This window comes from Methylomagnum sp. (assembly GCF_054333355.1).
In genome coordinates, this window is the sequence record NZ_JBTEKS010000100.1 from 1 (window position 1) to 12,643 (window position 12,643).

14 protein-coding genes are annotated in these 12,643 nt (G+C 61.6%); 9 read left to right on the forward strand and 5 right to left on the reverse strand.

What is annotated here, in order from left to right; all coding sequences use genetic code 11:
- Window positions 1–1,467 (reverse strand): NAD+ synthase (locus ACXWUF_RS09815; protein ID WP_458494492.1); only part of this gene is annotated, 1,467 nt, incomplete at its 3' end.
- Between the two features lie 220 nt (window positions 1,468–1,687).
- Here ACXWUF_RS09815 and ACXWUF_RS09820 point away from each other — a divergent pair.
- From ACXWUF_RS09820 to alaC, 3 genes are all read left to right on the forward strand, one after another.
- Window positions 1,688–2,191: a BCAM0308 family protein gene (locus ACXWUF_RS09820; RefSeq protein WP_458494493.1), complete on the forward strand. Its 504-nt coding sequence runs from the start codon at window positions 1,688–1,690 to the stop codon at window positions 2,189–2,191.
- A gap of 118 nt (window positions 2,192–2,309) precedes the next feature.
- Window positions 2,310–3,041 carry a BON domain-containing protein gene (locus ACXWUF_RS09825; protein ID WP_458494494.1) on the forward strand — a complete coding sequence of 244 codons (732 nt, stop codon included), beginning with the start codon at window positions 2,310–2,312 and terminating at the stop codon, window positions 3,039–3,041.
- Window positions 3,042–3,254: 213 nt separating this feature from the next.
- On the forward strand, window positions 3,255–4,439 hold the full coding sequence (gene alaC, locus ACXWUF_RS09830; RefSeq protein ID WP_458494495.1) for an alanine transaminase: 1,185 nt from the start codon (window positions 3,255–3,257) through the stop codon (window positions 4,437–4,439).
- 137 nt (window positions 4,440–4,576) lie between these two features.
- Here the strand turns inward: alaC and ACXWUF_RS09835 are convergent, their stop codons facing one another.
- Both ACXWUF_RS09835 and ACXWUF_RS09840 read right to left on the reverse strand, forming a co-directional pair.
- Entirely contained in the window at window positions 4,577–4,888 is a 312-nt protein-coding gene (locus tag ACXWUF_RS09835; RefSeq protein ID WP_458494496.1) for a type II toxin-antitoxin system RelE/ParE family toxin, read from the reverse strand.
- Window positions 4,885–5,142 carry a type II toxin-antitoxin system ParD family antitoxin gene (locus ACXWUF_RS09840; RefSeq protein WP_458494497.1) on the reverse strand — a complete coding sequence of 86 codons (258 nt, stop codon included), beginning with the start codon at window positions 5,140–5,142 and terminating at the stop codon, window positions 4,885–4,887. Before ACXWUF_RS09840 ends, ACXWUF_RS09835 begins: the two co-directional genes overlap by 4 nt.
- Window positions 5,143–5,385: 243 nt before the next feature.
- Between ACXWUF_RS09840 and ACXWUF_RS09845 the strand changes: the two genes are divergently transcribed.
- Both ACXWUF_RS09845 and ACXWUF_RS09850 read left to right on the forward strand, forming a co-directional pair.
- Window positions 5,386–6,696, forward strand: a complete 1,311-nt coding sequence (locus ACXWUF_RS09845) for a homoserine dehydrogenase (protein ID WP_458494498.1) — start codon at window positions 5,386–5,388, stop codon at window positions 6,694–6,696.
- Between the two features lie 75 nt (window positions 6,697–6,771).
- The gene (locus tag ACXWUF_RS09850; RefSeq protein ID WP_458494499.1) at window positions 6,772–7,179 is read left to right on the forward strand and encodes a hypothetical protein; all 408 of its coding nucleotides are present in this window, start codon (window positions 6,772–6,774) and stop codon (window positions 7,177–7,179) included.
- A 427-nt stretch (window positions 7,180–7,606) separates the two neighbouring features.
- Here ACXWUF_RS09850 and ACXWUF_RS09855 read toward each other — a convergent pair whose 3' ends face one another.
- A complete protein-coding gene (locus tag ACXWUF_RS09855) occupies window positions 7,607–7,819 on the reverse strand; it encodes an IS1/IS1595 family N-terminal zinc-binding domain-containing protein (RefSeq protein WP_458494500.1) in 213 nt (70 codons plus the stop codon).
- A gap of 102 nt (window positions 7,820–7,921) precedes the next feature.
- Between ACXWUF_RS09855 and ACXWUF_RS09860 the strand changes: the two genes are divergently transcribed.
- The 3 genes from ACXWUF_RS09860 (at window position 7,922) to ACXWUF_RS09870 (ending at window position 10,702) form a co-directional block, all read left to right on the forward strand.
- Window positions 7,922–8,224: a hypothetical protein gene (locus tag ACXWUF_RS09860; RefSeq protein WP_458494501.1), complete on the forward strand. Its 303-nt coding sequence runs from the start codon at window positions 7,922–7,924 to the stop codon at window positions 8,222–8,224.
- 32 nt (window positions 8,225–8,256) lie between these two features.
- The gene (gcvPB, locus tag ACXWUF_RS09865; protein WP_458494502.1) at window positions 8,257–9,702 is read left to right on the forward strand and encodes an aminomethyl-transferring glycine dehydrogenase subunit GcvPB; all 1,446 of its coding nucleotides are present in this window, start codon (window positions 8,257–8,259) and stop codon (window positions 9,700–9,702) included.
- Window positions 9,703–9,769: 67 nt separating this feature from the next.
- Window positions 9,770–10,702: a carbohydrate kinase family protein gene (locus ACXWUF_RS09870; protein WP_458494503.1), complete on the forward strand. Its 933-nt coding sequence runs from the start codon at window positions 9,770–9,772 to the stop codon at window positions 10,700–10,702.
- A 32-nt stretch (window positions 10,703–10,734) separates the two neighbouring features.
- On the opposite strand, the gene ACXWUF_RS09875 is transcribed toward ACXWUF_RS09870, so the two are convergent.
- A complete protein-coding gene (locus tag ACXWUF_RS09875) occupies window positions 10,735–11,616 on the reverse strand; it encodes a DMT family transporter (protein WP_458494504.1) in 882 nt (293 codons plus the stop codon).
- A gap of 90 nt (window positions 11,617–11,706) precedes the next feature.
- On the opposite strand from ACXWUF_RS09875, the gene mazG reads away from it, so the two are divergent.
- Window positions 11,707–12,555, forward strand: a complete 849-nt coding sequence (mazG, locus tag ACXWUF_RS09880; RefSeq protein WP_458494505.1) for a nucleoside triphosphate pyrophosphohydrolase — start codon at window positions 11,707–11,709, stop codon at window positions 12,553–12,555.
- Window positions 12,556–12,643 lie beyond the last annotated feature (88 nt).

Below are 12,643 nucleotides of genomic sequence, written 5' to 3' on the forward strand. Positions count from 1 at the left end.
CGCCGCGACGATCTCGCCCACCGACTTATCCTGCTCCACATACAATTCCAGAATCGCATCCAGCACCGGATAAGGCGGCAGCGAATCCTCGTCCTTCTGGTCGGGCCGCAATTCCGCCGACGGCGGACGGTCGATGACCCGTTGAGGAATGACCGGCGACAGGCTGTTGCGGTATTCGCAAAGCCGATAAACCAGCATTTTCGGCACATCCTTCAAGGGCGCGAAACCCCCGGCCATGTCGCCGTACAAAGTGGCATAGCCCACGCTCATCTCGCTCTTGTTGCCGGTGGTCAAAAGAATCTTGCCGGCCTTGTTGGAGAACGCCATCAACAGAATGCCCCGGCAGCGGGCCTGGATGTTTTCTTCGGTGATGTCCGGCGGCAGACCCGCGAAGCTCGGGGCCAACATGTCGAGAAAGGTGTTGAAAGCCGGTTCGATGGGGATGATGTGATAGCGGCAACCCAAAGCTTCGGCTTCCAGCACGGCGTCCTCGTTGCTCATGTCGGCGGTGTAGCGGGACGGCATGAGGACCGCCTCCACGTTCTCCGGCCCCAGCGCATCGGCGGCGAGGGCCAAGGTCAGGGCCGAATCAATGCCGCCCGACAACCCCAGCACCGCCCCCTTGAAACGATTCTTGGTGACGTAATCGCGGATGCCCGTCACCAGCGCTTTATAGACACTCGCCGTTTCCGGCAGCGGCTCGGCGAGGTCGCCGGGGATGGGTTCTACCGTCTCGCCGCACTCGAAATCCACCGCCGCCAGCACGGCCTCGAATTCCGGCGCCCGATAAGCCACCCTGCCCTCGCGGTCCATCACGAACGACGCGCCGTCGAACACCAGTTCATCCTGCCCGCCCACCAGATTGGCATACACCAGCGGCACCCCGGCCACCGCCAGCCGTTCCCACACCACCGCCTCGCGCTGGCTGGACTTTCCGGCCTGATAGGGCGAAGCGTTGATGTTCAGCACCAGCTTGGCGCCCGCCTCCGCCGCCTGCTCCACCGCGCCGGGCAGCCAGACGTCCTCGCAGATGGTCAGGCCCACCGGCACGCCGTTTAGATCGAACACGCAGGGCGCATGGCCCGGCAGGAAATAGCGCTTCTCGTCGAACACGCCGTAATTGGGCAGGGCTTGCTTGCGGTAGATCGTGTGGATGACGCCGTCGCGGATCACGGCGGCGCTGTTGTAGGGCATTCCGACCTGCGGCTCCGGGAAGCCGACGATGGCTGTGATGCCGTGGATTTGCCCGGCCAGCGCGCGCAATTCGCGCATCACCGCCGCCAGGAATTCCGGGCGCAGGATCAAATCCTCGGGCGGATAGCCGGATAGGGTCAGTTCGGGGAAGACCACGGCCTGGGCGTGCAGGCGGTCGCGGGCGTCGGCGGCGGCGGTTAGCACTTGGCGGGCGTTGCCGGCCACGTCGCCGACCAGTAAATCGAGTTGAGCGATGGCGATTCGGAGTTTCACGGCGCTTTCAAAGGTGAGTTATGACGATGGGCTATTGTCGCCCGAAATGGGGGGGCGGAACGAGGGGCGGACGCGCCTTGAATCTCTGGGCGGTCATGAAGCCAGTGGCATTGAACGCGGTCTAACCGGGAAAGCCAAGCGTAGGGCGGGCATGTATTCATGCCCGCCGGAACAACCCCGAGTCGCCATTTACGGATTCCAAGGACCAAGGAGAACCGCCGTGAGCCACACCCAATCCCCAAACCTGCCGCACGCCGACCGCCAAGACCGGCGCATCCAGGAATTGATCCACGATCCCTACCACACCAAAAAGAAGCTGGCCGAGCCCACCGTCTGCCCCGAGTGCGGCGCCGCTTACCACGCGGGCCGCTGGCAATGGCACGCCGCGCCCACCGCCGCCCATCACGAACTTTGCCCGGCCTGCCAGCGGGTCCGCGACCACTGCCCGGCGGGGTTCCTCACGTTGCGCGGCGAGTTCCTGGCCGGGCACCGGGAGGAAATCGAACACCTGATGCGCCATGTGGAGCAGAACCAGAAGGCCGAGCACGCCTTGCAACGGATCATGGGCATCGACGAGCCATCCGACGGCGGCTTGTTGGTGACGTTCACCGACCCGCAACTGGCCCGCGCGGCGGGGGAAGCGGTGCATCGCGCTTATCAGGGCGAGTTGGATTTCAATTACCAGGAGAACGAATTCCTGTTGAGGGTCGCCTGGAGCCGGTGAGTGGGTGCCCGTGGGAGCGGTTCCCAACCGCGACCGAACATCGGGCCGGGGCACGGGCGCGGTTAGAAACCGCTCCCACGCAGCAATTGATTAAGCCAGCAAACACCGGGAGTCAGTCATGTCGAACCTCAATCCAGCCTTGATTAAATCCATCCTCGCCGACTTGGAACAGGATTCCCGCGTCGATGCCCGCCATTTTCCCATCCGGGTGAAAGCAGAAGACGGGACGCTCGTGTTGGAGGGCACCGTGGCGGACATCGCGGCCAAGCGCATCGCCCGCCACATCGCCCACAGCCGCTCCCATGAAGCCCCGGTGCTGGACCGGCTGCGGGTGGCCGTGCCGGAATCCGAGGGGGCGGGCAAGTTGCGTGACGAGGTGGTCAACCTGTTGCAGACCGAAGCCGCGTTCAACACCTCTGGTTTGTATTTGCGCGATGGCGACCGGCTGGAGGCGGTGCGCGAGGTCCGCGACGAATGGGGCAATCACCGCGTCGAGATCGAAGCTCAGGACGGCACCGTGATTCTTACGGGCGAGGTGCTGAGCCTGACCCACCGCCGCATGGCCGAAGTCTTGGCCTGGTGGGCGGTCGGCTGCGAATCGGTCGAAAACCTCCTGCATGTGGTCCCGCCGGAACAAGAAACCGACGACGAACTGGCCGACGCGATCCGCATGGTGATGGAGAAAGACCCGCTGGTCCGGGCGGATCAATTGCAAATCAAGGCGCAACACGGCCAAGTGACCCTGGCGGGCACGCTGCTCAGCAACGAGGAGCGCTATTTGGCGGTGCAGGACGCTTGGTATGTGCCGGGCGTGCAGGACGTGGTGGATGGGATTCTGGTGGCGGGCTAGGAAGCAACACGAGCCTGACTCACTCTATATAAATTCTGATGGGCCATAAGCGCCGTTGACAGCCTATGGCCGCGTGGGTAGTTTTACCTGTTTGGCTTAGCCTGTCCCAACAGTCCGTTCGCCCTGAGCATGTCGAAGGGTTGTTTTGGCCTATAGGGACAGGCTGAGCCAACACGATTTCCCTTCGCCTCTCACACCCACACAGAGACCCGCATGGAAGAATTCCAACGCATCAAACGTCTGCCGCCTTACGTCTTCAACATCGTCAACGAACTCAAGGCGAAGGAACGCGCCGCCGGGGTCGACATCATCGACTTCGGCATGGGCAACCCCGACAAGGCCACCCCGCAACACATCGTCGATAAGCTGGTGGAGGTCGCGCAGAAAGGCACGGCGCACCGCTATTCCGTTTCCAAAGGCATCATCCGCCTGCGCAAGGCCATCTGCGGCTGGTACGAGCGCCGCTTCGGGGTCGACCTCGACCCGGATTCTCAGGCCATCGTCACCATTGGCTCGAAAGAGGGCTTGGCCCACCTAATGTTCGCCACGCTGGCGCCGGGCGATTCCGTGCTAGTGCCAAATCCCGCCTATCCCATCCACCCCTATGGCTGCGTGCTGGCGGGCGCCGACGTGCGGCATGTGCCGTTGATGCCGGGTGTGGATTTCTTCGAAGAATTGGAAAAGGCCATCAAGACCTCCTGGCCGAAGCCCAAGATGTTGATCCTCAACTTCCCCGGCAACCCGACCACCCAGTGCGTGGAATTGGATTTCTTCGAGAAGGTCGTGGCCCTGGCCCGCGAGTACAAGATTTGGGTGATCCACGACATCGCCTACGCCGACATCGTGTTCGACGGCTACCAGGCGCCCTCGATCCTGCAAGTGCCCGGCGCCACCGACGTGGCGGTGGAGTTCTTCACCCTGTCGAAGAGCTACAACATGCCCGGCTGGCGGGTGGGCTTCATGGTCGGCAACCGGGAGCTGGTCGCGGCGCTGGGCCGAATCAAGTCCTATTTGGACTACGGCACTTTCACGCCGATCCAAGTGGCGTCCATCACCGCGCTGGAAGGCCCGCAGGATTGCGTGGCGGAAATCTGCGAAACCTACCGCATCCGCCGCGATGTGCTGTGCGCCAGCCTGAACGGCGCGGGCTGGACCGTGAAGAAGCCCAGGGCCACCATGTTCCTGTGGGCGCCCATCCCCGAGCAGTACCGGCACATGGGTTCCCTGGAATTCGCCAAGAAGCTGCTGCTGGAAGCGCAGGTGGCGGTGTCGCCGGGGATTGGCTTCGGCGAGTTCGGCGATGACCATGTGAGGTTCAGTTTGATCGAAAACGAACACCGCACCCGGCAGGCGATTCGCGGCATTAAGAACATGTTCCGTAAGGATGGCGCGGTATAAACAGCCGGGGTTGGGAAACCACCAAGGCGGGCGGGAAACAGGCGGGGATGCTCGCTAAGCGCAGGGGAAAACCGAGCGTTGATCGAAAAGAAATGGTCGGTGTCGGTCGGTGGGTTGGGCTGGCGCTCATGCCCACCCTACCGCGCTGGAATTTCTTGGGGAAACAGCAGCGCCTCGTAATCCCGCGCTCCATGGAGGATGTGTATGACCTCTACAAAACCTTCGCCGACGCGGTAGAAAATCAAATAGTCCCGATGCGCACGACGCCGTATGCCGTGGCGCTCATAGCGCGGTATCAGCGGAAAGGCGCGGGGCATGTCGGCCAAGGCTTCGCAGTGGTCGAGCAACTCATCGAGAAAGGATGCCGCCCGACGGGGACTGTACTGGCTGATATAGCCCCCGATCTCGATCAGGTCAGTCTTGGCGGCATCAGTGATAACGACCCTCATGACTCGAACCGGCACCGCAACTCACCGCGCACGGCATCGATGTCTTGGACGCGCCCGGCCTCAGCATCGGCTAAGCCCCGGGCTATGGCGGTGTCGAGTGTCGCAAGGCTCTGCTCGCGGTCCATCCAGCCGCGCACGGCCTCGCGGATCACTTCGCTGTCGGAATCATAGGCACCCGTCCCGACCTTCTCGCGGATCAAGCGCGCCATCTCGGCGGGTAGGGTGATGGAAAGCTTTTCGGCGGTGGCTGCCATGGCGTCCCTCTGTTATTGGGTGAATGGAAGAATATCTTACTTGATATCACGAACCACAATGCCAATCACGCCAAGCTTTAAGGACAACGGCCCAAGCTTTGCGCGGCCAGTGCAAAGAACGAAACCCAAGATGCTCACTGCCCACTGGGCCGGGGAGAAAAAATCACTTACCTTAACGGCTTTGACCCGAAGCCTGGGAACAATAACAATCCGCCTTATCTCAACTTGCACGAGGACTTTCACTTGAAACCAGTAAAAATCGGCTTGCTCGGCCTGGGCACGGTCGGCGGCGGCACCGTCCGCGTACTCAAACGCAACGCCTCGGAAATCACCCGCCGGGCGGGCCGGGAAATCCAGATCGTCGCCGCCTCGGCCCGGGACTTGAGCCGCGCCCGCATCTGCGATACCGACGGGATTCGGCTCACCACGGATTCCTATTCCATCGTCAATGATCCCGACATCGACATCGTGGTGGAACTCATCGGCGGCCTGGACCCGGCCAAGGATTTGGTGATGCAAGCGCTGGACGCGGGCAAGCATGTCGTCACCGCCAACAAGATGCTCATCGCCCTGCACGGCAACGAAGTCTTCGCCAGGGCACAGGAAAAGGGCTTGATGGTGGCCTTCGAGGCGGCGGTGGCGGGCGGCATTCCCATCATCAAGGCGGTGCGGGAAGGCTTGGCGGGCAACACGGTGGAATGGCTAGCAGGGATAATCAACGGCACCTGCAATTTCATCCTGACCGAGATGCGGGAGAAGGGCCGGGATTTCGGCGATGTGCTGGCGGAAGCCCAAGCGCTGGGTTACGCCGAGGCCGATCCGACCTTCGACGTGGAAGGCATCGACGCCGCCCACAAGCTGACCATCCTGGCGTCCATCGCCTTCGGGATTCCGCTGCAATTCGACAAGGCTTACGTGGAGGGCATCAGCGGCATCACCGCGCTGGACGTGACCTACGCCGAAGCGCTGGGCTACCGCATCAAGCTGCTGGGTATCGCCCGCCGGGCGGTCGAAGGCGTTGAATTGCGGGTGCATCCGACGCTGATTCCTGAGCGGCGGCTCATCGCCAACGTCAACGGCGTGATGAACGCGGTGCTGGTGAAGGGCGACGCGGTCGGCCCGACCCTGTACTACGGCGCCGGGGCGGGCGCGGAGCCGACGGCGTCCTCCGTGGTGGCGGACATTGTGGATGTGGTCCGCGCCCTGACCGCCGACCCCGACAACCGCGTGCCGCATCTGGCCTTCCAGCCGGGCGCCATCACCGACGTGCCGATCCTCTCCATCGGCGCGGTGGAGACGGCCTATTACCTCCGCCTCAGCGCCGAGGACAAGCCCGGTGTGCTGGCCGACGTGACCCGCATCCTGGCGGACCACAGCATCAGCATCGAGGCCATCATCCAGAAGGAGCCGCCGAAGGGCGAAACCCAGTTGCCGGTGATCCTGCTCACCCACAAGGTGCGGGAACGGGAATTGGATGAGGCCATCGCCAAGATCGAGGCGCTGCCGACGATTGGCGGGAAGGTGAAGCGGATTCGGGTGGAGACCTTGGGTTAGACGAAAAGTGTTTGCCTAGCTACCACCCTTAACCGGCGCGACAGGTAATCGCACAATCATTCGTTAGGATTCGCCATGTTCGATTCAGAAACGCTGAAATATGCTGTCCCCGCTGTTGTTGCGGTGATTGGGTGGTTCGCGGCACATCAATTCAATGTCTATCGTGATCGTCAAAACAAACGTCGCGATTTACGTGTTCAGTTTTTGTTGGAGGTATATCGTCGTCTTGAGTCTGCGGCCAATCGAGAAGCAAAGACGGAAGCTCAGATGTTAGCGTTTGAATCCGCCGTTGCCGACATTCAGCTACTTGGCACTCCTGAGCAAGTTGCAGCGACGGTAAGCTATCTTCGGCAACACGCGGCTGGTCGTAGAGCACAAATTGATGAAGTTTTTCGGTTGCTTCGCCGTGACCTTCGCAAAGAAATTGGACTTTCTGGGAAGGTTGAAAATTCGGTAGTCTTCCGCTTCACCCGTGAGTCCTAACATTTCCTTCTGCAGGCGCTCTACGGAGACCGTCGTGGAGTCAGAACCAAGGCTAGGTTGCATCTTTGCAGAACTCCAGCAAATTCATTCGGCAAAATTCTGGGGTTTGCTCTTCAACCCAAGGTGCGGCCAGCTTAGCTGTGTGGATGAAGGAAGCTCGGTGGAGCTCGGGATAATGGAGTCCCTATCCTTCCAGATTCCGTAAACTCTATCCGGGCTACAGAGCTTGATGAATACACTCCACCAATATCGAGGCAACCAATATGGGTAGTCCTTTATATTGAGTGATTTGATATACCCATATTAAGCCAACCCCTCCCGGAGTTGGGCGTTGTAGTGATGAATGAAATACCAGAGGTTCTCCCGGAATTCATGTTATTTAAATACGCATATAAAACAATCGGTTAGATGAGATTTGCCGGTGTGGCTAGTGAACCAACGAAGCCCGAGGACGCTTCTCCAGGAGCAGCCGGTCGATCAGGTCCTTCTCCGCGTCCGTGACCCGCGGGTTCTTGGGGTGCTCGAGGAATTGCCGGGAGCACGCCTTGCACCGGAACTTCGGTGTGCCGACGCCGTTGGAGCCGTTCTTCACGATGACCTCGGAATGGCAGTGCGGGGCAGCGCATGGCCTTATCCTCATAAATACTTAGGCGACAAAATGAGGCCACTCGTTGTTCCATTGGGCAACCACTCAATATAAGGGACTACCGCCGTTTTTAGTGATTCCACACAATATCCGATTATGAACACAATCGCAGAACTTGAAACCGCCATCGCCCATTTGTCACCCGACGAGCTAGCTGAATTCTCGGAATGGTTCCAATCCTTTATTTCCAAGCAAGCGAACATCCAGCGCGATATTGAGTTAATCAATCGCCATGCCGATGAATTGAACCGGGAGGCCGAAGACGTAATTACCTACACGTTGCCAAGCCTTGAAGATTTCCGAAAGGACTTGCCGTGGCAAACCATCAGCGCGGGGGACTTTTGCCGAGAGATGCGCGAGGCGGAAATACCGCAAATTCCAGCGGAATTAATCCGATAATCCCAATCTTCAGGGATTTACCAGGAGGCATCATGCTCATCTTCAACCTCTCCCGCCCCACCCGCACCGCCGCCGCCCAAGTCCCGGAAGCAGCGGATAACCCCACCGACATACCCCCCGAATACCTCCGCCAAACCAAACCATTACTGCCGGAAGTCTCCGAATTGGACGCCGTGCGCCATTACACGCGCCTCTCGCAGAAGAACTTCTCCATCGACACCCAGTTCTACCCGCTGGGTTCCTGCACCATGAAATACAACCCCAAGGCGTGCCACACCCTCGCGAGCCTACCGGACTTCCAGAACGTCCACCCGCACGGGCTGGAACGCGGCGGACAGGGCACGCTGGCCTGTCTGTTCGACTTGCAGGAAATCCTCAAGGAAGTTACCGGCATGGCCGGGGTGTCACTGGCCTCGGCGGCGGGCGCACAGGGCGAATTCGCCGGGGTTGCCATGATCCGCGCCTATCACCGCCAGCGCGGCGACCTGGCCCGCACCGAAATGCTGGTGCCCGCCGCCGCCCACGGCACCAATCCCGCCTCGGCGGCCATGGGTGGCTTCACCGTGCGGGAATTGCCTGTGGATGCGGACGGCAACGTCGAGGTGGACGCCCTCAAAGCGGCGGTGGGTCCGCAGACGGCGGGCATCATGCTCACCAATCCGTCCACCTTGGGCGTGTTCGACCGGAACATCGAGGCTATCGCCGCCACCGTCCACGGCGCGGGCGGGTTGCTCTATTACGACGGCGCCAATCTCAACGCCATCCTCGGCAAGGTGCGGCCCGGCGACATGGGTTTCGATGTCATTCACCTCAACCTGCACAAGACCTTCTCCACGCCCCACGGCGGCGGCGGTCCCGGCGCGGGTCCGGTGGGCGTGGGCGAACGGTTGCTGCCGTTCCTGCCGCTGCCGGTGGTGGCGCGGGACGGCGAACGCTACCGCCTGCTGGACGAGACCGATTGCCCCGCCAGCATGGGTCGGCTCATGGCCTTCGCGGGCAACGTGGGCGTGCTGCTGCGGGCTTATATCTACGCCCGGATGCTGGGCCGCGAGGGTATGAAGCGGGTGGCGGAAATCGCCACGCTCAACGCCAATTACCTGATGGCGAGGCTGGCGGCGGCGGGGTTCGAACCGGCCTTCCCGCAACGCCGCGCCACCCACGAGTTCATCATCACTTTGGAAACGCTGGCGAAAGCGCGGCATGTCTCGGCGCTGGATTTCGCCAAGCGGCTTTTGGATTACGGATTCCACGCGCCCACCGTATACTTCCCGCTGTTGATTCCCGAGTGCTGCCTGATCGAACCCACCGAAACGGAAAGCCAGGAAACCCTGGACGCTTTCGTCGCCGCCATGACCGCCATCCTCAAGGAAGCGGACACCACGCCGGAAATCCTCAAGGCCGCGCCCCACACGCTGCCGGTGCGGCGGCTGGATGAAGTCAAGGCGGCCCGGCATCCCGACCTCGCCCACCAGCCCTGACAACCCGCCACGCCGATACCGTCGGCCCGGCCACGATTTTCATTTAACAACGCAAGGTAATAACCAAATGACGGCTCTAATCTGCGGTTCCATGGCCTACGACACCATCATGGTGTTCCAAGACAAATTCAAGCACCACATCCTGCCGGAGCAGGTGCATATCCTCAACGTGTCCTTCCTGGTGCCGGAACTCCGCCGCGAGTACGGCGGCTGCGCGGGCAACATCGCCTACAACCTCAAGCTGTTGGGCGGCGACGGACTCATCATGGCGACCGTGGGCAAAGACTTCACGCCCTATTCCCAATGGCTGGCCTATTGCGGGCTGAGCCAGGACTTCATCAAGGTGCTGGACAACAACTACACGGCCCAGGCGTACATCACCACCGACATGGACGACAACCAGATCACCGCCTTCCACCCCGGCGCCATGTCTTTCTCCCACGAGAACAGCGTGCCCACCCACCGGGGCATCAAGCTCGGCATCGTCTCCCCGGATGGCAAGGATGGCATGATCCAGCACGCCGCCCAGTTCGCCGAGGCGGGGATTCCGTTCATCTTCGATCCGGGCCAGGGTATGCCGATGTTTGACGGCGCGGAATTGTTGGCTTTCGTGGAGCAAGCCACTTGGGTGACGCTGAATGACTACGAAGCCCAGTTGATGCAGGAGCGCACCGGCCTGTCGGCGGAGGAATTGGCCCAGAAGGTGGAAGCGCTGATTATCACCAAGGGCGCCAGCGGCTCGCTGGTCTACACCGGCGGCGAAGTCATCGAAATCCCCGCCGCCAAACCGCAAGCGGCGCTCGACCCGACCGGCTGCGGCGACGCCTACCGGGCCGGGTTGATTTATGGCTTGCTGGAAGGGCTGGACTGGCCGACCACGGGCCGCATCGCCTCGTTGATGGGTGCCATCAAGGTGGAAACCCATGGCACCCAGAATCACTCCTTCACGCTGAACGCTTTCAAAGAGCGCTACCGGGAGAACTTCGGCGGCGAGTTTTAGTGGGAGTGGGCTTTAGCCCACGACCTACCCTCCTAATCGCGGGCTGAAGCCCGCTCCCACCTGGGAATCTCATGCAGCAACAGGGCGCCGACAATCAAGCCGGCGCCCGCCAGCACTCGCGGACCCACCGGCTCGCCATCGACCGCATGACCCAGCAGCAGCGAGAACACCGGCGCCACCAACGTAATCAACGCCACTTGCGTGGCGGGCAGATGCTTCAACACGAAGAAATACAGCGCGAACCCGGCGGTGGTGGCGATGGTGCCGAGATAGACAATCGAAGCCAGACTGGTGGGCGGCAACTGCTCAGGCCAGTTTCCGTCAGCCAGCCCCCACGTCAGCAAATACGCCGGTAACGATAGCGACAAGCTCCCCGCCACCTGCGCCAAGGCAGGCAACCGGGCATCAAGGCGTTTGAGCCACACCGAGCAAGCCGCTTGCAGCCACGCCGCCACCAACACCCCGCCGATTCCCCAAGCCGCGTCGGGTCCGAGTGCCAGCGCCGAGCCGAACATCGCAGCCAAGCCGCCGGCACCCAGCCCGTAAGACAGCAACCGCAGCGGGGTCAAGCTTTTTTCACCCAGCCAAATCGCCGCCATCAGCGCGGTGAGCAAGGGCGTCAGGCCGAACACCACCGACAGCCAGCCCGACGGGATGAACTGGGACGACCAATAGGTCGCCATCATGCAGCCGTAGATTTGCACAGAGCCCGCCACATAGCTCCACCGCGCCGTGCGATGGAACGGCAAAGGCCGACGCAGCACCGCCAGCAGCAGCCACACGCACCCGAAGCCGATGCCCATGCGGGCGGTCACGCCGAACAACCAGCCAGGACCGACGCCGCTCAATTTGATGGCGAGAGGCGTGGTGGACCAGAGCAGGATGACGAAGATATAGGCGGCGAGGACGCGCATGGAAGGGTGTAGGTGGGGTCAAATGGAAAGGGCCGGTAGGATACACTGCACCGACCTTACGATTTTTCAACGCTCTATAAAGTGGCAACGATGCAAAACACTTTACGACTCCTCGACATCATGGCCCGCCTGCGCCACCCGGAAACCGGCTGTCCGTGGGACATCAAGCAGGATTTCGCCAGCCTCGTGCCCTACACCCTGGAAGAAGCCTACGAAGTGGCCGACGCCGCCGAGCGGGGCGACCCGGACGACTTGCGGGAGGAATTGGGCGACTTGCTGTTGCAGGTGGTCTTCCATTCGCAAATCGCCAGCGAGCGCGGCCTGTTCGCATTCGAGGATGTCGCCGCCGCCATCGCCGACAAGCTGATCCGCCGCCATCCCCATGTGTTCGGCGGAACGGTGTTCGAGACCGACGAAGAGCGGCACAGCTTTTGGGAAAGCTCAAAGCAAATCGAGCGCCGCGAGAAGGGCAAGGCGGAACCAACTGAAAGCGTTTTGGACGGACTCGCCGGGAGCCTGCCCGCCCTGATGTACGCCCAGAAATTGCAGAAGCGGGCAGCCCGGCATGGCTTCGACTGGCCCGAGATCGGCGGGGTGTTCGACAAGGTCCAAGAAGAACTGGACGAACTGCGGGAAGCCCATGCCTCAATGGACGCGGCGCATATCCGGGAGGAAATCGGCGACCTGCTATTCGTGGTGGTGAATTTGGCCCGGCATGTGTCGGTGGATGCGGAATCGGCCTTGCGGGACAGCAACCGCAAGTTCACCCGGCGGTTCCAATACATTGAGGAACAGGTGGCGGCACGGGGCAAGGCCTTGGCCGAATGTACCTTGGGAGAATTGGATGCGCTGTGGAATGAGGCCAAGCAAAATCAAGCCAATCCGACGCTGCGAGGCATGGAGCGATGTGAAGCGAGCGAGCCGAGTAGTCCCCGGTAGCCCGAGTGCCGGGCGGATTCCCGGAGGGAATCTGCAAGGCCCACGACCGGGCGTAGAGCCATTTGTGGAGCCACGTCCCGATCCCCTT